Raw genomic sequence first — 18962 nt, forward strand, 5'->3', positions numbered from 1 at the left:
CAGCCTGATCGTGCTGTTCCTGATCGTCGGCGCGCTGAAGAAGGTGCCGGTCTACGAGAGCTTCGTGGAGGGGGCGAAGGAAGGTTTCGACGTTGCCAGGAACCTGTTGCCCTACCTGGTCGCGATGCTTTGCGCGGTTGGCGTGCTGCGCGCCTCCGGGGCGCTGGAAGTGGTACTCGGCGGGATACGCTGGGCGGTCGAGGGGCTGGGCTGGGACAGCCGCTTCGTCGAGGCGTTGCCCACCGCGCTGGTCAAGCCGTTCTCCGGCAGCGCGGCGCGGGCGATGCTGCTGGAGACCATGCAGACCCACGGCGTCGACAGTTTCCCGGCGCTGGTCGCCGCCACCGTGCAGGGCAGCACCGAGACCACCTTCTACGTGCTCGCCGTCTATTTCGGCTCGGTCGGCCTGCAGCGCGCGCGCCACGCGGTGGGCTGCGCGCTGACCGCGGACCTGGCCGGGGTCATCGCCTCCATCGGCGTGTGCTACTGGTTCTTCGTCTGAAGTCGCCAGGCTTCGACGTCACTGGGTGACGTCGAAGCGCAGGGTACCGATCATCTGTCCGGCCTCGGTGAGTACCTTCACCTGCCAGTGGCCGACCGGGTCGCCGGGGAAGTTCTGCTTGTGGGTCCAGGCCCGGTAGCCCTCCTTGCGGCCGCCGTGGATATCCAGGGCGATGCGGTCGAACTCCTTCCCGTTGAACATCCACACGTGATAGATGCGCTCGTCGAGGCCGCGCGGCGCGTTGATCGCGGTATAGGCGAACAGGCCCTGGCTGCGCAACTGGCTGGCGCCGACCTGCTCCAGGCTGTCGCCGGGCGTGCGGCTCTGGTCGTCGAACTGGCTGCTCACCGCCACTTCGGTCAGCCACAGGGTGGCCGGCGGCACCCAGGTACGGCCGAACCAGCCGGCCAGGCCTACCGCCAGGGTCAGGCCGAGAAGCAGGAAGCCGCGCCACCAGTGCTGTAGCGGGAAGGTCACGAGCAGGCTGGGGAAGGACAGCACGACGGCGATGCCCAGCGACAACCGGTAGCTTTCCGGGGTGGTCAGGTGCAGCAGGATCGGCAGCGAGGTCAGCAACACCGCGAACAGGGTCAGGGTGTGGTAGGCGAGGAACACCCAGCGACGCCTGGACAGCCAGCGATAGTAGAGCGGATCGGTGATGGAGATCAGCGCCGCGGCGGCCAGCGTCCCTGTGAACAGCGCCTGACCGCTGTTCCAGGTGGTGGTGATGAGAAAGAACGGCAGGACGAAGAACAGGCTTTCCTGGTGGATCAGTTGGGTCGCGTAGCGCAGCAGCGGCGCCGGGATCTCCCAGCCGAAGCGGCGGGCGAAGGTCTCCCGCAGGAGGTTCTCGAGGATCAACCAGACCCAGCTGACCAGCATGATGATTGCCAGTACCTGGGCGAAGCCCTTCTGCCGGTCGACCATGATGAAACTGAACACGCCCGAACAGAAGCCGAACAGGGCGATGGTGCGTGGATAGCGGGCCATCAGGCCGCCGACCAGGGCGATCAGTTGCTCCAGGCGGGCCTTGAGGATGGGGCGTTGTTGGTTGGGCATGGGGAACAGCGGGTTCTCGATCGGATCTGCTCGGCCAGCCGGCCGGGGCGCGCAGCATAACCCCGGCCGGGTTTCCTGGGTATGAACGAAGGACAGCTACCGCGCGGCGAATGTTTCCTTCGCCCGACAGAGGCTCCGTTCTCCTTTCGCGGAGGGCGACCAGGGAAAAAGGCGTCGCTTTCCCGACCGATGGTCGCGAAGCTTTCGGCAGCCTTTCAAACCCCTTCAATTCGCACCTTTCGGGCAATTTTAGATTGTTCGACAGGAGTTTTTACACATATGGTTACAACTCGGTCGATGGATGACGTACCCGCCTGCGTGGCCATCGACGCCGCCATGGACCGCTTCCCCGTGTCTGCCTGAGTGTGTGTCCCATGGCCTCTAATAAATCCAAAGGCGTCGCCATTTTCCGTGTGGTCAGTGGCAACTTCCTCGAGATGTACGACTTCATGGTGTATGGCTTCTACGCCACCGCCATCGCCAAGACCTTCTTCCCCGGCGACAACCCGTTCGCCTCCCTGATGCTGTCCCTCGCCACCTTTGGCGCCGGCTTCCTGATGCGGCCGTTGGGTGCGGTGTTCCTGGGCGCCTACATCGATCGCCACGGCCGCCGCCAGGGCCTGATCATTACCCTCGGCCTGATGGCCATGGGCACCCTGCTGATCGCCTTCGTTCCCGGCTATGCCACGCTGGGCGTGGCGGCGCCGTTGCTGGTGCTGTTCGGCCGGCTCCTGCAGGGTTTTTCCGCCGGCGTCGAGCTGGGAGGGGTTTCGGTCTACCTGTCGGAGATCGCAACGCCAGGACGCAAAGGCTTCTTCGTCAGTTGGCAGTCGGCCAGCCAGCAGGTCGCGGTGGTCTTCGCCGGCCTGCTCGGCGTGCTCCTCAACCAGTGGCTGAGCCCGCAGGACATGGGCGAATGGGGCTGGCGCGTACCGTTCTTCATCGGCTGCCTGATCGTTCCGGCGCTGTTCGTCATCCGTCGCTCGCTGGAGGAAACGCCGGAGTTCGAGGCGCGCACCCACCGCCCGTCGCTGTCGCAGGTGCTGCGCTCCATCGGGCAGAACTTCGGCGTAGTGCTGGCCGGTACCGCGATGGTGGTGATGACCACCGTATCGTTCTACCTGATCACCGCCTACACGCCGACCTTCGGCAAGAATGAGTTGCAACTGTCGGACCTCGACAGCCTGCTGGTGACCATGTGCATCGGCCTGTCCAACTTCATCTGGCTGCCGGTGATGGGCGCGTTCTCCGACCGCATCGGGCGCAAGCCATTGTTGCTGGGTGCCTCCGCGCTGGCACTGCTGACCGCCTACCCGGCGCTGTCCTGGCTGGTCCGCGAGCCGAGTTTCGCCGGCCTGCTCGGCGTCGAGTTGTGGCTGTCGTTCCTCTACAGCAGCTACAACGGCGCGATGGTGGTGGCGTTGACCGAGGTGATGCCGGCGGACGTGCGCACCACCGGTTTCTCCCTCGCCTACAGCCTGGCTACGGCGACCTTCGGTGGTTTCACCCCGGCGGTCTGCACCTGGCTGATCCACACCCTGGACAACCGCGCGGCTCCGGGCATCTGGCTCAGTGGCGCGGCGCTGCTGGGGCTGCTCGCCACCCTGGTGCTGTTCCGCCGGCGCGGCAAGGAGATCGCCGAGGCCGAGCTGGCCAACGCCTGAGGCGTTTCGCCGCATGCCGTGCGTCGGCTCCCGCCGGGGCTGCGGCGGCGGCGTTGATGTCGATCAACCGGAGCTGCGCCAAACCGCGTAGACAGGAAGGAAGTGGTTGTACCGACTTCCTTCCCTTCCTGGAGATCGCATCATGTCCAATGTACAAAATGCCAGCCGGTCTTCCGCGTTCGCGGCGGTGGAGGGCGACCATTGGGTCGAGTCCCTCGACGATGGCCGCCACGTGCTGATCCGTCCCCTGCGCGAGGAGGACCGGGAGCGCGAACGCCAGTTCATCAACCGGCTGTCCCCGGCGACCCGCCACTTCCGCTTCCTCGGCGAGATCAAGGAAGCCAGCCCGGCGCTGCTCGACCAACTGATGGACATCGACTACCAGCAGAGCATGGCCTTCGTTGCCCTGGTGCACGAGGACGGTGAGCTGCGCGAGGTCGGTATCAGCCGCTACGCCGCCTGTTGCGAGGAAGGGCAGTGCGAATGCGCGGTAACCATCGCCGACGACTACCAGGGGCTGGGCCTCGACGCCGTGCTGATGCGCCATCTGATCGACGTGGCGCGGCGCAACGGCTTCCGCCAGATGTATTCGGTGGACTCGGCGGCCAACCGGGCGATGCGCGACCTGTGTTGCGCACTGGGCTTCGTCGGCCAGCGCGACCCGGACGACTCGACCCAGGTCATCCACCGCCTGGCCCTGTAGCCCGCTCAGGCGCGCCGGCGGCGCAGGCCGAACCAGAGCAGGCCGCTGGCCAGGAGACCGGCGGCGAGTAGCAACGGGTAGAGCATGTCGTCGTCGAACAGCGGCTTTTCGATGCGCAGGTAGCCTTCGCCGTCGAACAGCCGCTTCGCCAGCGCGTTCGCCTGTTGCAGGCTGACCTTCGCCAGGCGGCGCTCCTCATTGGGGAAATGGCCGTCCTCGTAGTCGGCCAGCGAGCCCCAGTAATAGTCCGCCAGCGCCGCGTTGCCCTGGGTGCTCCAGGCCAGCCTGGCGCGCTCGGCGAATTGCACCCGCTTGAAACGCCCCGGGTCCAGGCCATGCTGGCGGATGCCGTCGAGCAACTCGCGCAGGGCGGCCTCGGTGGCGGGCAGGTCGCTGCGCTCGACATCCGCGTCGAGGCTGAAGAAGCCCTGGTTGGCGAACACCTGGCGATCGGTCGATGGCCCGTAGGTGAGTCCGCGACGCACACGCAGGTCGGCGTACAGCGCGTCGTTCATATAGGCCTGGAGCAGGACCATGGCGTCCGGGTCGGCGTCGTCCGGCTCCGGATAGATCCAGTGCAGCATCGCACCCTCGCCGAATGGCCGGGTGATCAGGGTGCGCCTGGCCTCGGCATGCCCGTTGGCCGCCGGCAGCTCGCGGCGCTCGGGGAGCTCGTGGTCTTCCAGGGTGCCGAAGGTCCGGGTCAGATAGGCAGGCAGGCGCGGATCGAGGTCACCGACCAGGATCAGGGTCATGTTGCCCGGTACGTACCAGTCGCTGCGCAGCCGCTCCAGCTGCTCCGCGCCAAGCGGCGCCAGCGGCGCGCGCTGGGAGCAGGCCAGGCCCAGTTCCACCGCCAGTTGGTCCATGGCGCCACGGCCCAGGTTCTCGCGGTCGAGCCAGCGCTGCAGGTGCGAGTAATGGCCGCCGCCTTCGCGCTCGATCACCCGCTTGGCGGCGGCGATGCGCGGCTCGTCCAGTTCGGTGCGGGTGATGGTGTCCAGCAGCAGGTCGAGGACCTGCCGCTGGGTGGCGGCAGGTGCCTCGATGACGAAGGTGGTGTCGCCTTCGCTGGTGTAGGCGTTCCATTGTCCGCCGAGGGCCTGCATGCGGGCTTCCAGGTCGGCCTCGTCGCCGCCGTCCAGGCCGCTGAAGAACAGGTGCTCGAGCAGGTGCGGCAGCTGCTTTTCACGGCACGAGAAGTCGGCGAAACCGACCCCCACCACCAGCCGGATCGAGACGTGCCGGCGCTGCTCGGTGGGCTTGAGCAGCACGCCCATGCCGTTTTCCAGCTGGAAGGCTTCGACCTCGCTGCGCTGGTCGGCGTACGACCAGGGGCAGAGCAGGCAGAACAGCAGCAGGGTGGACAACGAACGCATGGGCCGAGCCTGGAACTGAAAATACCGAGAATAGCGGATGCTTCATGACGAACCTACCCGCAGAACGGCTAATGTCGCGAACGGCGTGTTTCCGCACGCTCCTCGACGAGCGCTGGCTCGGCCAGCGGCGCCGAGGTCATGTCGTCGACCTCGTCGGCCCAGTCGTCCTCGTCCTGGCGAACGCCCTCGTCGGCCGTTCTGCTCGGCGCGTCAGGGTTGTCCAGCACGGCGTAGGCGATGGCGCAGAACAGCGAGTTGAGACGCTTCATGTCGCTGATCAGGTCCAGGTGCAGCGAGCTGGTCTCGATGCTCTGCACCACCTGCTGGTGCAGGCGGTCGACATGGGCATGGGCGTAGCGCCGTTCCTGCAGGCGGAAGCGCTGCTTGGCCCGGCGCAGGCGCTTGGCGCTGTCGAGGTCGCCGTTGAGGAACACCGAGAGACCCAGGCGCAGGTTGGAGACCAACTGCTGGTACAGGGTGCCGATCTCTTCCAGACCGGTGTCGGAGAACGAGCGGCTGCGCGAGGTCTTCTTGTCCTGCACGGCGGCGAGCATGTGCTCGATGATGTCGCCGGCCTGCTCCAGGTTGATCGCCAGCTCGATGATCTCCGCCCAGCGCCGGCTGTCGCGTTCGGACAGGTCCTCGCGCGGCATCCTTGCCAGATACAGCTTGATCGCGGTGTAGAGGGCGTCGACGTCGTCGTCGAGCTTGCGGATGTCCTTGCCGAGCAGCGGATCGCCGCCGCGGATGATCTGCATCAGATTGTTCAGCATCTGCTCGACGGTGTCGCCCATGCGCAGGGTCTCGCGCACCGCGTTGGCCAGCGCCAGGCTCGGCGTGTCGAGGGCGGCGGGATCGAGATGGCGCGGCCGGGCGACGTCGTCGGGAAGGGCGCGGTCGGGCATCACCCGGGTGCAGAAGCTGGCCATGGCGTTGGTCAGCGGCAGGCAGGCGAGGCAGCGCGCGGCGTTGTAGAGCACGTGGAAGGCGATCACCAGTTCGGCTGTGCTGAACTGCCAGTGATCCATCCAGTCCGCCAGCGGCCCCACCAGGGGCAGCACCAGCAGGCAGCCGGCGACCTTGAACAACAGGCTGCCGAGGGCCACCCGGCGACCGGCGGCGTTTTGCGCGGTGGCGCTGAGCATGGCCAGGATGCCGCTGCCGAGGTTGGCGCCGACCACCAGGCACAGCGCGACTTTCAGCGAGATCACCTTGGACGCGGCGAGGGTCGCGGTAAGCAGCACGGCGGCCAGGCTGGAATAGGAAATCATGGCGAACAACGCGCCGGTCAGCGCGTCGAGCATGATGTCGCCGGTCAGGCTGGAGAACAGTACCTTGACGCCCTTGGCTTGGGTCATCGGCTCGGCGGCAGCGACGATCAGCTGGAGCGCCAGGATGATCAGGCCGAGGCCGATGAATACCCGGCCGAGCTGGCCGAGGCGGGTCTGTTTGCGGCTGAGGAAGAAAATCACGCCGAAGAAGATCAGCAATGGCGAAAGCCACGACAGGTCGAGGGTCAGCACCCGCGCCATCAGCGCGGTGCCGACATCGGCGCCGAGCATGATCGCCAGGGCCGGCGCCAGTGCCATCAGGCCCTGGGCGACGAAGGAGGTGGCTAGCAGGGCGGTGGCGTTGCTGCTTTGCACCAGAGCGGTGACGCCGATGCCGGCGGCGAACGCCAGCGGGCGTTTTTCCACGCTGCGACTGAGGATGCGCCGCAGGTCGGCGCCGTAGACCCGGAGAATTCCGGTGCGGACGATATGCGTGCCCCACACCAGCAGGGCGACGGCAGAGAGCAGGTCGAGCAGTTTCAGCATGGCGTGGCCCCCCTGGCACTACGACGAATGGCCAACCTCGCGCCAGGTTCCGCGTGCGTTGCGCCGCAGAGCCCGGACAACGGCGCCAACGGCCACGATGGAAAGGCAGCGTTCAGGCGAGTTGTAACACGAACGTCATATTTGGACAGGCGCCCCCCGCGGGAGTTCGTCCTGGCAGCCCGAGCGGCAGGGCGCCTACCCTTCATTCAAGCGTGCGCGCCGCGAAACGGCGAGGATTTTTTCGCCTTCCGTTCGATGCATGCGTTTGCGCCACAGGCCATGGAATTAGCCGACAGGAAGGGTATCCTTTGCACCTTTTGAAAAGCCCCGGTCTAGAGGGATACAGAGGAGTGGTGCGGATGCGATTTGCGGGGATCAGTGGCTGCCTCTCGGCAGCGGTGTTGGCGCTCGGGGTAGGGGGAGCGCCGGTGGTTCAGGCCGATGCGCTGGGCGATAGCCTGGAGCAGGCGCACATCCGCAAGGCGACCTTCGCCGCGCCGGCCTGGGAAGGCTATACCAACGCCGACGGCAGCGGTCTGTACTGGGACCTGCTGAAGCAGGTCTATGCGCCCTACGGGCTCGACGTGAAATTCATCAACATGCCCTGGAACCGCGCCAACAAGCTGATGACCGCGGGCTCCATGGTCGATGGCGTGCCGGGCGAGATCCCCGGCGTTGAGGGCAAGCTGTACGCCCAGTTGCCGATCGACATCGAGTACCACGGCGTGATGCATGCGGCGAAGACGCCCTTTTCCGGCCGCGCCAGCCTCACCGGCAAGCGCGTCGGCTGGCGCCATAGCTACAACCTGATCCCCGCGGAGCAGCGCGACTTCACCCTGGTCGAGTGCGTCCGCCCCGAGCGTTGCACCGAGCAGGTCCAGAACGGCGAGCTGGATTTCTTCCTCGACGAGCCGGACGAACTGGAAAAGCAGCGCAGCGAAGCGCATCTGCCGGCCGATGCCTATCCGATCGCGCAACTGCCGCCCGGCAAGGAGTCCTTCATGACCTTCGCCGACAGCGCCAGCGGCCGGCTCCTGCGCGAGGTCTATGACGCGCGGGTACGGCAGATGGCGGCGTCCGGCGAGCTGCGGGCGCTCTACCAGCGCTGGAACAGCGAGGTGCCCGGCGCCGTGCAGGCCCTTTCGGCGCAGTGATGCGCCGCTCATTTCCACCGCGGAGCCTTTCCGGGGCTTGCGCGGCGGGAATGAAACGCCTAGGATTCGCCCTTCATTTCCCCCACTCACGCACCGCAAAGGAGGTTACATCGATGATTCAGTTCTCTACCCTTTGCAGGCTGCGCCTGGCCTAACGGCCACCGAAACCTACCGCTCGACCCCCTGCACCGCTGAACGATTCCCGCCCTTGCGTCCGCGCAAGCTTCCGGCGAGAGGTCATCGGCTGCCGCGGTCACCGCTCCCCAGGTTTTCACTTCTCCGTTAGACGCCCTTCGCCCTTCCGCGAGTGCCCGCTCGGCTTCGGTCTGCCCCCCGGATCTACCGTTTCAATCACATGGATTGGATTATGGGCAACTACATCAAGCCTTTGTCCGCGGGCGTCGCACTGATCGCCTCGGACAGCACCTGGATCGAAGGCAAGGCGATCCAGCAACTGCAAACCACCGCCGAACTGGACGGCATGCGCCGCGTCGTCGGTCTCCCGGACCTGCATCCCGGTCGCGGCTATCCGGTCGGCGCGGCGTTCTTCTCCGTCGGCCGCTTCTACCCGGCGCTGGTCGGCAACGACATCGGCTGTGGCATGGCCCTGTGGGAAACCGGCCTGGCCCCCGGCAAGCTGTCGGCGGACAAACTGGAAAAGCGCCTGGGCAATCTCGACCTGCCGCTGGACGAGACCTGGAACGATTGCATCGAAGCCCTGGAGCTGCCGGCCCGCGAGCACTGGCGCGCGCTCGGCACGATCGGTGGCGGCAATCACTTCGCCGAACTACAGCAGGTCGAGACCGTGTTCGACCAGGCTGCCCTGCACGCCCTCGGCCTCGATGCCGATCGCCTGCAACTGCTGGTGCACAGCGGCTCGCGCGGGCTCGGCCAGGCGATCCTGCAAGAGCATGTCAGCCTGCACGGCCACGCCGGCCTGCTCGACGGCAGCCTGGAAGCTTCCGCCTACCTGGCGCGCCACGCCGATGCGTTGCGCTTCGCCGAGGGTAACCGCCAGCTCATCGCCCGGCGCATTCTCGAACGCTTGCGCTGCGACGGCCTGGAACTGCTCGACGTCAACCACAACCTGGTGGCGCCGGCACAGGTCGATGGCGTCGACGGCTGGCTGCACCGCAAGGGCGCCACCCCGGCCGACCAGGGCGTGCTGGTGATCCCCGGCTCGCGCGGCGACTACAGCTACCTGGTGGAGCCTGTGCCGAGCGCGCAGAGCCTGTTCTCCCTGGCCCACGGCGCCGGTCGCAAATGGCAGCGCGGCGAGTGTCGGGAGCGTCTGGCGGCGCGCTTCAGCGTCGACCAGTTGGGCCGTACGCGCCTTGGCAGCAGGGTGATCTGTGGCGACCGCCAACTGATCTACGAGGAAGCGCCGGAAGCCTACAAGGGTATCGACTCGGTGGTCGGCGCGCTGCTCGAAGCCGGCCTGCTGCGCCTGGTCGCCCGCCTGAAGCCGGTGCTGACCTACAAGACCCGTGGGGAGTGCTGCCGATGATCCTGCTGCAACTCTCCGCGGCCCAGGGGCCGGCGGAATGCTGCCTGGCGGTGGCGAAGGCGTTCGAGCGGCTGTGCCTCGAGGCGGCGCAAGCCGGCGTCGAGGTCGAGGTAATCGAGAAGGTGGCCGGCGAGCGTTCGCGCACCTGGCGTTCGCTGCTCCTGGGGCTGCGCGGCACTGCCGCCGAAGCGCTCGCCGAGCGCTGGTGCGGCGGTATCCAGTGGATCTGCCCCAGCCCCTACCGGGCAAGGCATGCGCGCAAGAACTGGTTCATCGGCGCGGAGCGCTTCGCCGCGCCGCCGGCCAGTCTGGAGGGCGAGATCCGTTTCGAGACCCTGCGCTCTTCCGGCCCCGGCGGCCAGCATGTCAACACCACCGACTCGGCGGTGCGCGCCACCCACCTGGCCAGCGGCATCAGCGTCAGGGTGCAGAGCCAGCGTAGCCAGCACGCCAACAAACGCCTGGCGATCCTGCTGATCGCCCGGCGCCTCGCGGACCAGGCGAGCAGCGCGGCCGACGCGCTGCGCGCGGAGCGCCGCCAGGCCCACGGCCGGATCAGTCGCGGCGCGGCTCGCCGGGTATTCCGCGGCGAGCGTTTCGAGCCGGCCTGAGCGGCTCAGTCGCCGAGCACTTCCTTGCGCAGCTTCACTGGCTCTTCGCCCCGTTTGCGCGCGGCGGCGCCGCGCATGCGGATGTTCAGCGCCTCCACGGCCAGGGAGAAGGCCATGGCGAAGTAGACGTAGCCCTTCGGCACATGGACTTCGAAGGCTTCGGCGATCAGCACCGTGCCGACCACGATGAGGAACGACAGGGCGAGCATCTTCAGCGACGGGTGCTTGTCGATGAAGTCGCTGATGGCGCCGGCGCAGAGCATCATCACCAGTACCGCGACGATGATCGCCGCGACCATCACCGGCACGTGGGAGACCATACCGACGGCGGTGATCACCGAGTCCAGGGAAAAGACGATGTCGATGATCGCGATCTGGATGATGGTGCCGATGAAGCCGCCCGCCGAACCCTTCGGTTCCTCGCCGCTTTCTTCCTCGCCTTCCAGGCCCTGGTAGATCTCCGAGCTGCTTTTCCAGAGCAGGAACAGGCCGCCGAAGAACAGGATCAGGTCGCGTCCGGAGATGCCTTGGCCGAACAGGTGGAAGAGGTCGGCGGTCAGGCGCATGACCCAGGTGATCGACAGCAACAGCAGGATCCGCGTCACCATCGCCAGGGCCAGGCCGAAGAAGCGGGTGCGTGGCTGCAGGTGCTTCGGCATGCGCCCGACCAGGATCGAGATCATGATGATGTTGTCGATGCCGAGGACGATCTCCAGGGCGGTCAGGGTGAAGAACGCAATCCAGATTTCCGGGCTGGTCAGCCATTCCATGAAGCGGTCACTCGTCTCGGTCAGTTACTGAACAGGGGGAACAGGCCCAGCAGCAGGGCCATGGCGAGGATTGCCAGGCACACCAGCACGGCCCATTTCAGGGTGAAGCGCTGGTGGTCGCCGAAGTCGATCTTGGCCAGCCCCACCAGCAGGTAGGTGGAGGGCACCAGCGGGCTGAGCAGGTGCACCGGCTGGCCGACGATCGAGGCGCGGGCCATTTCCACCGGGGTGATGCCGTATTCGGCGGCGGCCTGGGTGAGGATCGGCAGGACGCCGTAGTAGAAGGCGTCGTTGGACATGAAGAAGGTGAACGGCATGCTCACCAGCGCGGTGATGGTCGCCAGGTATGGGCCCAGCGCCGGCGGGATCACCGCCAGCAGGCTCTTGGACATGGCGTCGACCATCCCGGTGCCGGAGAGGATGCCGGTGAACACCCCGGCGGCGAAGATCAGCGAGACCACCGCGAGAATGTTCTCGGCGTGCGCGCCGATGCGCTTCTTCTGCTCCTGGATGCACGGGTAGTTGACGATCATGGCGATGCCGAAGGCGATCATGAACAGCACCGGCATCGGCAGCAGGCCGGCGATCAGGGTCGCCATCAGGACCACGGTGAGAATGGCGTTGAACCACAGCAGCTTGGGCCGGCGCGCCTCCGGATACTGCGACACGCTGATCTCCGCCAGGTCCTCATGGTCGGTGGGCAGGTGCAGCTCGCCGAGGCGGGCGCGCTCGCGCTTGCCGTAGATCCAGGCGATGGCGAAGATCGCCAGCAGCCCGGCGATCATCGCCGGGATCATCGGCACGAAGATATCCGCGGGGTCGACGTGCAGGGCACTCGCCGCGCGGGCGGTGGGGCCACCCCAGGGGGTCATGTTGAGCACGCCGCTGGAGAGCATGATCAGGCAGGCCATCACCAGCGGGCTCATGCCCAGGCGGCTGTACAACGGCAGTACGGCGGCCACGCAGATCATGTAGGTGGTCGAGCCGTCGCCGTCGAGGGAGACGATCATCGCCAGCGCCGCGGTGCCCAGCGAGACCTTCAGCGGGTCGCCCTTGACCAGCCGGAGGATCTTGCGCACCGCCGGGTCGAACAGCCCGGAGTCGATCATGATGGCGAAGTAGAGGATCGCGAACATCAGCATCACGCCGGTCGGCGCCAGGGTGCGGATGCCGTCGAGCATCATCGGGCCGAGGCCGGCGGCGAAACCGCCGATCAGGGCGAAGGCGATCGGGACCAGGATCAGCGCGATCAGCGCGGACAGGCGCCTGGTCATGATCAGGAACATGAAGGTCGCCACCATGGCGAAGGCGAGCAGGGTCAGCATGGGTTCACTCCGGGGAAGACGGCGGACGGGCGTGCGGCGTGCGGTCAGCAGGCGGCGGGCGGGAGGCGTCGCGCGGACGGAGTGCGGCTGTAGGCGTGTGCGGAACGGGGCATGGCAATCACCATTGTTGTTTTTGTACGGGTAAGCGGGCGTCTCATGGACGCGCCGTCGTGACCGGTCTTCTGCCGGTGGTGGGCGGATGCTACGGCGGGAAGCTTTCAGGCAGCTTTCGCTGGATAACGGCGGGAAACGTGCGGGTAATTTCGGATATGTGGTCGATCAGGGCTGCCGCGCGAGGAGCGCCGCGGCCAGTTGCAGGTCGCTGTACCCGGCGTATTCCGGGGCCTGGCGCAGGACCTGCAAGGCCGCCTGGAGGTACGCGCCACGGATCGCACCGTCGCTGGCGACGAAGCTGGCGGCGTCGTCCCGCGCCTGGACGAGCTTGTCGCCCTCGTCAGCGCTGGACTCCTGTGCGCTGACGGTGCTGCCGATGAACGGGCCGACGGTGGTGACGGCCGCCCAGAAGAAGGTGGCGGCGCCGGGTTCGTCGTCGAATTCGGGAAACACCTTGATGAAACCGAAGGCCGGTTGGCAGAGCAGGCAGAGCGCCGTGAGGGCGGCGGCCACGCGTCCTGTCGTCATGGGCTTCCTTGCAGCACGAGGAGTACGCCGACCAGGGTGGCGCCGGAAAGCAGCGTTTGCAAGGTGATGATGCCCGCCATCAGGTGGCCGTCGCCGCCCAGTTGGCGGGTCAGCACATAGGCGGTGGGCGCCGTCGGCAGGGCGAAGAACAGCACCAGCACGGCGTTTTCCATGCTCGGCAGGCCCAGCCCGCGAGCGATGGCGAAGGCCAGCAGGGGCATCGCCAGCAGCCGCGCCGCGCAGTTCCAGCCAAGGGCCGCGACTTCGCCGCCGAGTTCCTGGGGTTTCAGTGCCGCGCCGACGCACAGCAAGCCCAGCGGCAGGCTGGCCACCGCCAGCAGGTTGAGCAGGCGATCGCTGCCGCCGGGCAGGCCGACGCCGGCCAGGTTGACCAGTGCGCCGGCGAGGCAGGCGAGGATCAGCGGGTTCTTCAGGATCGGCAGCAGCAGCGCGCGCAGGCTGATGCCGCGCTCGGCGGTCAGCGCCCAGACCGACATCACGTTCACCGTCGGCACCATCAGCGCCAGCATCAGCGCGGCCAGGGTCAGGCCCGGCTTGCCGTACAGGCTGCCGACCGCGGCCAGGCCGAGATAGGTGTTGAAGCGCAATACGCCTTGGGCGATGGCGCCGAAGCGCCCGGCGTCCCAGCCGCGCCAGCGCTTGCAGAGCAGCAGGGCGAGCCAGGCGACGCCGAGCCCGAGCAGTACGGCCAGGGCCTGGCGGGCCAGGCCGGGGTCGTCCAGCGGCGCGGTCGCCAGGTTGCTGAACAGCAGCGCGGGAAACAGGATGAAGTAGTTCAGGCGTTCTGCGGCAGGCCAGAAGGCTTCGCCGGGAAAGTCCCAGCGGCGCAGGGCGTAACCGCCGACGATGAGGGCGAACAGCGGCCAGAGGGAGTAGAGCAGAGCGGTCACGGGCACCCCCGGATAGTGGAATCCGCTCATCTTGCGAGGTGGCTGCGGCACAGGGCAAGTCCGGCTTATGCTGGCACTCCCGCGAGGAGGATTCGCCATGCCCGAGACCCATACCGGCGGTTGCCATTGCGGCTATCTGCGCTACGCCGTCGCCGCGCCGCTGGACGATGTCGCTCACTGCCACTGCTCGATCTGCCGGCGCACCACCGGCGGCATCGTCACCACCTGGGCCACGGTGCCGCGCGCGGCGTTCCGCTGGCTGGCGGGCGAAGCGGCGGAATATGCCTCGTCGGCCAGCTGCACGCGCTACTTCTGCCCGCGTTGCGGGGCCAACCTGGCGTTGTTCACCCGGCTCAGCGCCGATACCCTGGACTTCACCGTGGCCAGCCTCGACCATCCCGAGCGCGCCCCCGCCAACCGGCACATCTGGGTCGGCAGCCGCCTGCCATGGCTACACCTCGACCCGCAGTTGCCCGAAGAGGACGAGGAGTTCATCGCCGGAGCGGACGCCCCGTGAGCGAAGACCGGAGGTGGCACCTGTAGGGCGAATAACGCAGAGCGTTATCCGCCGTCTGCGAGGCGCTGGAAGAGCGCCCGGGACGCGTCCTGCAGGCGCCTCCCTCAGGGCAGCATCAGCCCGCCGGCCGCCTTGTGCAGCTCGCGCAGGTGCGCGCCGACCTCCTTGATGTTGGCCTCGTTGGCTTCCAGCTCGGCGCGGCGCTCGGGATCGAGCAGGGCGCGGACCTCGCGGTCGAGGTCGTCGCTGAGCCGGCGCAGGCGCGCCTGGCGTTCGCGGGTCTGCTCTTCCAGGTGCTTCCACTCGGCGGCCTGCGGCAGGCCGTAGCCGCCCTCCAGGAGTTCCGCCGGACGACTGAGGAAGCCGCTGTCGTCGAGGATCTGCTGGAAGGTCTTGCCGGCCACTTCCAGGCGCTGGTCGCCGGCCGGCTTGTCCAGGTGGCCGAGGTACAGGCGCTTCAACTCGTCCTGGGCGAGCAGCAGCTGGCGCCGCAGCGAGGCCTGCTCGAGCAGCAGCAGCGCCGCGCTGGCGCGCAGGTCGGCCTTGGCGAACCAGGGCTGGCGCTCCCTGGCCGGCAGCGCCAGCCAGTCCTCGACCTTGTCCTGGGGGATGTGCAGGCGCTGCTTGAGCACGTCGAACATCGCCTGGTAGCGGTCGCGGAAGGAGTCGAAGCGGTAGCCCAGGCGCAGGGCTTCCTTGGGGTCGTCGAGCACACTGGGATCGGCCAGCTTGCGGTTCTCCAGCATCTCGAGCACGCCGTAGGGGGTGATGCTGTCCAGGCTTTGCAGCGGTCGCCGGGGGATGCCGCTGCGCAGCAGCTTGAGGGTTTCCACCGCGCAATTGTTGGAGATGAAGTAGTACTGGCCGTCGTAGCTCCAGTGACTCTGCGCGGCGCGCTCGACCAGGCTGGCGACCTCCTCGCGGTCCAGCTTCAGCGGCACCGAGGCGAGGCTGCGCAGCTCGACCTTGGTGTATTCCTCGATCACCTGCGACAGCGGCAGGACGAACAGGCGCGACGGATAGGCGCCGGTCAGGCCGTCCCAGCTGGACAATTGCAGGTCGCCGACGAAGGCGCGGTAGGACAGCACCAGATGCTGGTCGAGGTCCAGCCGGCAGTCCGGCCCACGCGGCCGGCCGGGGGCGCAGATCACCAGGCGGAGCATGGTGTGGCCCCAGCGGCTGACCAGGTTGTCGTTGGCCTCGGCCAGCAGGTAGTCGACCTCGTAGACCCGCTCGGGGTCGAGCTGGCCCAGCGGCTGCTGGCCGAAGTCGCGGCCGGCGTTGAGGTAGGCGAAGCTCTGCGCACAGGCGCTGTGTTCCGGCGCCCAGCCGAAGCGTTGCTGGTAGTAGCGGTAGAGCGCCGGGCGGCGGCAGGCGTAGCTGGGATCGAGAAGGAAGTACTCCATGTTCACCGCGACGAACTCGCGCGGATTGCTCAGCTCGTAGACGTCCGGGCTGCGCAGTACGAAGCCATTGTGCGCCTCGCGCCGCCCGCGCTGGCCGGCGCGCTGCGGCCAGCCGGCGAGATCGAGCAGGCGCGGGTCGTCGGAGAGCGTGAAGCGGCGCCCGCTCTGCCCGCGGCAATCGGTGGGCTGGGCGATCCGGCCGAGGGTTTCTTCCTGGCGCGTGCAGCGGCGGATCTCGCGTTTTTCCTCCGCCGACCACAGGCGCGCGCGATCGTAGACGTGGGTCAGCTCGTGCAGCAGGGTCGCCAGCAGCTCGCGCCGCTCGGTGCCGTGCACGCGCCCGGTCTGGCGGCTGGCGGCGCTGCCGTCGGTAAGATCGGACAGGTACTTGCGGTTCAGCGCGATGCGCTGCGGACCACGGGCCTGGCCCATGCCGTTGGCGGGCAGGTCGTCGCGCCACTCGACCTTGATCTCGCGGTCCAGGCGTTCGCGGAAGGCCGGCGGCAGCTTGTCCGCGGCTTCGTCCAAGAGTTGCTGGCTGGCCTCGCGCTGCGCAGGGTCCAGCCCAGGCGCGTCGAGTTTCAGGCGCAGGGCCGCCGTCGCGTTGCCGGCTCCGCAGAGGGCCAGCGCCAGCAGCCAGGCGCAGGCCTTCCTCACAGGGCGAGAATGGCTTCGGCAAGTACCTGGTCGGAGGCTTCGCGGGCTTCCGGCAGACGGCTGCGCAGGGTCCGCATCGCGGCTTCCAGCTGGGCGCCGCGAATGGCGCCGTCGCTGGCGACGAAACTGGCGGCGTCGTCGCGCGCCTCGGTGACCACTTTCATGTCGCGCACGGAAGTGGTGGTGTCGGAAGTGAAGTCGATGCTGCGGTCGAGGGCGCGGACGATGATATTGCTGGTCGCGACCACCGAGCGTGCTTCCGCGGCCGTGGCGCAGAGCGCCAGCAGCAGGGCGGCGAACAGGGGGCTATGACGCATGGAGCTACGGCGCATGGAGGTTCTCCGGAACGGTGGTGATCGCCTATTGGGCAAGAATTGCTTCGGCCAGTTCCTGATCGCTGGCCGCCAGCTCGGGGTGCGCGACACGCAGCCAGCGCAATGCCGCTTCCAGGCGCGCACCGCGGATGCTGCCATCGCTGGCGACGAAACTGGCCGCATCGCCCCGGGCATCGCGTAACAATTTGTTCTCGAACGGCGTGCTGGTCAGCTTGCTGGTGACGTAAAGAGACTTCGCGGTGAACGCCGTCGTGGTATCGAAGGCGTGCGCAGCGGGCGCCAGCAGGCAACAGAAGAACAACGAGAACCGGTAACGCATGGGGTTGAGCGGAATAGGACTGGAACAGCCGCCAAGGCTAACGGAATGTGCGGCGCGGAGCCAGTGTGGCCGGTCGGCCGGGTCATCGCCGCAGCCGGGCGGCTGCGGCGGCGGGGCGGGCGACTCAGATGGTCAGGATCGCCTGGGCCAGTTGCATGTCGTTGGCGGCCAGGCTCGGCAGCTTGCCACGGATGTGGCGCAGTGCGGCTTCCAGGTGCGAGCCGCGGATGTCGCCCTGGCTGGCGACGAAGCTGGCGGCGTCGTCGCGCGCTTCGAGGACGATCTTGTCGTCGCGGAAGGAATTGGTGATGTCCGAAGTGGCATTGGAGGTCATGCCGGTGGCGCGGACCAGGGTATCCGTGGTGACCACGAAGCTGCTGGCGAACGCGCTGGAGGCGCAGGCGAGCAGGGCAGCGGCACCGATCAGGCGCAGACGTTTCATGTGAGTTGCTCCGAACGAAGTCAGCGTAAACGGCCGCATCCGCGCGGCCGTGTCAACGCTGAGACTAACCAACTGTGCGCCACGTCACCAGCGGCTCAGCGCCAGAAAGGTTTCGAAATCTCTACGTAGCGTTCGCTCGGGCTGATCGCCAGGTCGGCGAGGTCGTGTTCGGACATTTGCGCAAGATGCTTGCGCGATCGAGCGTTTTGCCGCCAGGAATTCAATTTTTCCAGCAGGGCGGCGAGATGTGGATGGGCAGCCGGGAGACCGCTGGAACTCCCGGCGTGCGGGTGCGGGGATGTCCTCATCGTGCGTTCCTTCCCATCCCGGGGATGGGGGCGGGGTGTGGAACCTCATGATGCGCCGGGACCGCTGGCTTGCTCAGGGGCAACCACGCGGGAGTTGGACGGAACAGTTCGGTGGCCCCGGCAACTGTTCCGCCCGGCTGTAGCGGAACTGTTCCGGTGGCTCTACGCCTGGGCGGGCTTGCGCGCGATGATCACCTGGCTCTTGGCGACCACGGCGTCCAGGGCCTGCTTGATGGCCGGGCCGCGCGGCGAGTCGAGCAGCGCCTGCCAGGTCCTGGCCCAGTGTTCGAGGAGGGGATGGTCGGGATTGCCGAAATCGACCTTGGCCTCCCAGAACAGCAGCATCCACAGCGACCAGTAGAAGCCGTAGCGGCTGTGGCTGAGGATTTCCAGCCCGGCTTCGCGCACCAGTGCGGCGAACTGCTCCTCGCCGAGCACGCGGATGTGGTTGGGCTTGCGGAAGTATTCGTCGGCGGCGAAGTCTTTCTGCAGGTCTTCCGACGTGGGATGCGGCACGCTGAGCAGATAGAGTGCGCCGGGCTGGCCGACCCGCACCAGCTCGGCGAGGAACTGCCGCGGATCGTCGACGTGCTCGATGACCTCGGTGGAGACCACCCGGGTGGCCGTGGCGTCAGCCAGGGGCAACGGGTCGCAGTCGCTGACCAGGCATTCCAGTTCGCGGGCCGGGGTATCGGCCAGGCGCTCGCGGGTCCTGGCGATCTTTTCCGCGTCGATGTCGGCGATGATGATGCGAGCGCCGCGCATGGCGCAGAAATGAACGTTGCCGCCGTCGCCGCACCCCACGTCGAGCACGGTGTCCTCGGCGGAAATCGGAAAGCCGCTGAACAGCTCGTCGGTCTCCTGGTTGAACCAGCCGCTGAGCACCGCGTCGCGCAACCCGAGCATGTACGGGTCGACCGGCGCGGGGGTGGGT

General features: G+C 67.4%; 20 protein-coding genes. 7 read left to right on the forward strand and 13 right to left on the reverse strand.

What is annotated here, in order from left to right; all coding sequences use genetic code 11:
- The coding region (locus tag FFS27_RS11565; RefSeq protein WP_137952018.1) for a spore maturation protein at positions 1 to 502 on the forward strand (502 nt) is incomplete at its 5' end.
- Positions 503 to 520: 18 nt separating this feature from the next.
- Here FFS27_RS11565 and FFS27_RS11570 read toward each other — a convergent pair.
- Positions 521 to 1561 carry a DUF5924 family protein gene (locus FFS27_RS11570; RefSeq protein WP_003136421.1) on the reverse strand — a complete coding sequence of 347 codons (1041 nt, stop codon included), beginning with the start codon at positions 1559 to 1561 and terminating at the stop codon, positions 521 to 523.
- Between the two features lie 374 nt (positions 1562 to 1935).
- On the opposite strand from FFS27_RS11570, the gene FFS27_RS11575 reads away from it, so the two are divergent.
- Entirely contained in the window at positions 1936 to 3225 is a 1290-nt protein-coding gene (locus FFS27_RS11575; RefSeq protein ID WP_003096941.1) for an MFS transporter, read from the forward strand.
- 142 nt (positions 3226 to 3367) lie between these two features.
- Complete coding sequence (locus FFS27_RS11585; RefSeq protein ID WP_003096934.1) at positions 3368 to 3928, forward strand: GNAT family N-acetyltransferase; 561 nt, start codon at positions 3368 to 3370, stop codon at positions 3926 to 3928.
- A 5-nt stretch (positions 3929 to 3933) separates the two neighbouring features.
- Here FFS27_RS11585 and FFS27_RS11590 read toward each other — a convergent pair whose 3' ends face one another.
- On the reverse strand, positions 3934 to 5307 hold the full coding sequence (locus FFS27_RS11590) for a M16 family metallopeptidase (RefSeq protein ID WP_003161976.1): 1374 nt from the start codon (positions 5305 to 5307) through the stop codon (positions 3934 to 3936).
- A 68-nt stretch (positions 5308 to 5375) separates the two neighbouring features.
- Positions 5376 to 7124, reverse strand: coding sequence for a Na/Pi cotransporter family protein (locus tag FFS27_RS11595; RefSeq protein WP_015503886.1), 1749 nt, complete (start codon positions 7122 to 7124; stop codon positions 5376 to 5378).
- Positions 7125 to 7477: 353 nt separating this feature from the next.
- On the opposite strand from FFS27_RS11595, the gene FFS27_RS11605 reads away from it, so the two are divergent.
- From FFS27_RS11605 to prfH, 3 genes are all read left to right on the forward strand, one after another.
- Positions 7478 to 8278 carry a substrate-binding periplasmic protein gene (locus FFS27_RS11605; protein WP_073646277.1) on the forward strand — a complete coding sequence of 267 codons (801 nt, stop codon included), beginning with the start codon at positions 7478 to 7480 and terminating at the stop codon, positions 8276 to 8278.
- 367 nt (positions 8279 to 8645) lie between these two features.
- A complete protein-coding gene (locus tag FFS27_RS11610) occupies positions 8646 to 9785 on the forward strand; it encodes an RNA ligase RtcB family protein (RefSeq protein ID WP_003142126.1) in 1140 nt (379 codons plus the stop codon).
- On the forward strand, positions 9782 to 10396 hold the full coding sequence (prfH, locus tag FFS27_RS11615) for a peptide chain release factor H (RefSeq protein ID WP_015503884.1): 615 nt from the start codon (positions 9782 to 9784) through the stop codon (positions 10394 to 10396). Before FFS27_RS11610 ends, prfH begins: the two co-directional genes overlap by 4 nt.
- A 5-nt stretch (positions 10397 to 10401) precedes the next feature.
- Here prfH and FFS27_RS11620 read toward each other — a convergent pair whose 3' ends face one another.
- The 4 genes from FFS27_RS11620 to FFS27_RS11635 all read right to left on the reverse strand — a co-directional run bounded on the left by FFS27_RS11620 (position 10402) and on the right by FFS27_RS11635 (position 14074).
- Positions 10402 to 11166, reverse strand: coding sequence for a TerC family protein (locus tag FFS27_RS11620; RefSeq protein ID WP_003110368.1), 765 nt, complete (start codon positions 11164 to 11166; stop codon positions 10402 to 10404).
- A gap of 20 nt (positions 11167 to 11186) precedes the next feature.
- Positions 11187 to 12491 (reverse strand): CitMHS family transporter, encoded by a 1305-nt coding sequence (locus FFS27_RS11625; protein ID WP_021263200.1) that lies wholly within the window; start codon positions 12489 to 12491, stop codon positions 11187 to 11189.
- 279 nt (positions 12492 to 12770) lie between these two features.
- Entirely contained in the window at positions 12771 to 13133 is a 363-nt protein-coding gene (locus FFS27_RS11630; RefSeq protein WP_003102543.1) for a DUF2388 domain-containing protein, read from the reverse strand.
- Entirely contained in the window at positions 13130 to 14074 is a 945-nt protein-coding gene (locus FFS27_RS11635) for an AEC family transporter (protein ID WP_009878316.1), read from the reverse strand. The genes FFS27_RS11630 and FFS27_RS11635 overlap by 4 nt, the downstream gene beginning before the upstream one ends.
- Before the next feature lie 67 nt (positions 14075 to 14141).
- Between FFS27_RS11635 and FFS27_RS11640 the strand changes: the two genes are divergently transcribed.
- On the forward strand, positions 14142 to 14561 hold the full coding sequence (locus FFS27_RS11640; RefSeq protein WP_003110364.1) for a GFA family protein: 420 nt from the start codon (positions 14142 to 14144) through the stop codon (positions 14559 to 14561).
- A gap of 104 nt (positions 14562 to 14665) precedes the next feature.
- Here the strand turns inward: FFS27_RS11640 and FFS27_RS11645 are convergent, their stop codons facing one another.
- The 6 genes from FFS27_RS11645 to FFS27_RS11670 form a co-directional block, all read right to left on the reverse strand.
- A complete protein-coding gene (locus FFS27_RS11645) occupies positions 14666 to 16624 on the reverse strand; it encodes a DUF7844 domain-containing protein (protein WP_023101737.1) in 1959 nt (652 codons plus the stop codon).
- The gene (locus tag FFS27_RS11650; protein WP_003114112.1) at positions 16621 to 16941 is read right to left on the reverse strand and encodes a DUF2388 domain-containing protein; all 321 of its coding nucleotides are present in this window, start codon (positions 16939 to 16941) and stop codon (positions 16621 to 16623) included. The genes FFS27_RS11645 and FFS27_RS11650 overlap by 4 nt, the downstream gene beginning before the upstream one ends.
- 43 nt (positions 16942 to 16984) lie before the next feature.
- Positions 16985 to 17278: a DUF2388 domain-containing protein gene (locus FFS27_RS11655; RefSeq protein ID WP_003110362.1), complete on the reverse strand. Its 294-nt coding sequence runs from the start codon at positions 17276 to 17278 to the stop codon at positions 16985 to 16987.
- A 124-nt stretch (positions 17279 to 17402) separates the two neighbouring features.
- On the reverse strand, positions 17403 to 17720 hold the full coding sequence (locus tag FFS27_RS11660) for a DUF2388 domain-containing protein (protein WP_003096907.1): 318 nt from the start codon (positions 17718 to 17720) through the stop codon (positions 17403 to 17405).
- A 95-nt stretch (positions 17721 to 17815) separates the two neighbouring features.
- The gene (locus FFS27_RS11665) at positions 17816 to 18028 is read right to left on the reverse strand and encodes a DUF1127 domain-containing protein (RefSeq protein ID WP_003096905.1); all 213 of its coding nucleotides are present in this window, start codon (positions 18026 to 18028) and stop codon (positions 17816 to 17818) included.
- Positions 18029 to 18190: 162 nt separating this feature from the next.
- On the reverse strand, positions 18191 to 18962 hold a 772-nt coding region (locus tag FFS27_RS11670; RefSeq protein WP_110148240.1), incomplete at its 5' end, for a class I SAM-dependent methyltransferase.

The organism is Pseudomonas sp. 2VD, from assembly GCF_005503585.1.
Taxonomy (GTDB): domain Bacteria; phylum Pseudomonadota; class Gammaproteobacteria; order Pseudomonadales; family Pseudomonadaceae; genus Pseudomonas; species Pseudomonas aeruginosa.

Coding starts and splice junctions, on each gene's coding strand:
- FFS27_RS11570 (WP_003136421.1), bottom strand. CDS start 1,561: ATGCCCAACCAACAACGCCCCATCCTCAAGGCCCGCCTGGAGCAACTG.
- FFS27_RS11575 (WP_003096941.1), top strand. CDS start 1,936: ATGGCCTCTAATAAATCCAAAGGCGTCGCCATTTTCCGTGTGGTCAGT.
- FFS27_RS11585 (WP_003096934.1), top strand. CDS start 3,368: ATGTCCAATGTACAAAATGCCAGCCGGTCTTCCGCGTTCGCGGCGGTG.
- FFS27_RS11590 (WP_003161976.1), bottom strand. CDS start 5,307: ATGCGTTCGTTGTCCACCCTGCTGCTGTTCTGCCTGCTCTGCCCCTGG.
- FFS27_RS11595 (WP_015503886.1), bottom strand. CDS start 7,124: ATGCTGAAACTGCTCGACCTGCTCTCTGCCGTCGCCCTGCTGGTGTGG.
- FFS27_RS11610 (WP_003142126.1), top strand. CDS start 8,646: ATGGGCAACTACATCAAGCCTTTGTCCGCGGGCGTCGCACTGATCGCC.
- prfH (WP_015503884.1), top strand. CDS start 9,782: ATGATCCTGCTGCAACTCTCCGCGGCCCAGGGGCCGGCGGAATGCTGC.
- FFS27_RS11620 (WP_003110368.1), bottom strand. CDS start 11,166: ATGGAATGGCTGACCAGCCCGGAAATCTGGATTGCGTTCTTCACCCTG.
- FFS27_RS11625 (WP_021263200.1), bottom strand. CDS start 12,491: ATGCTGACCCTGCTCGCCTTCGCCATGGTGGCGACCTTCATGTTCCTG.
- FFS27_RS11630 (WP_003102543.1), bottom strand. CDS start 13,133: ATGACGACAGGACGCGTGGCCGCCGCCCTCACGGCGCTCTGCCTGCTC.
- FFS27_RS11635 (WP_009878316.1), bottom strand. CDS start 14,074: ATGAGCGGATTCCACTATCCGGGGGTGCCCGTGACCGCTCTGCTCTAC.
- FFS27_RS11640 (WP_003110364.1), top strand. CDS start 14,142: ATGCCCGAGACCCATACCGGCGGTTGCCATTGCGGCTATCTGCGCTAC.
- FFS27_RS11650 (WP_003114112.1), bottom strand. CDS start 16,941: ATGCGTCATAGCCCCCTGTTCGCCGCCCTGCTGCTGGCGCTCTGCGCC.
- FFS27_RS11655 (WP_003110362.1), bottom strand. CDS start 17,278: ATGCGTTACCGGTTCTCGTTGTTCTTCTGTTGCCTGCTGGCGCCCGCT.
- FFS27_RS11660 (WP_003096907.1), bottom strand. CDS start 17,720: ATGAAACGTCTGCGCCTGATCGGTGCCGCTGCCCTGCTCGCCTGCGCC.
- FFS27_RS11665 (WP_003096905.1), bottom strand. CDS start 18,028: ATGAGGACATCCCCGCACCCGCACGCCGGGAGTTCCAGCGGTCTCCCG.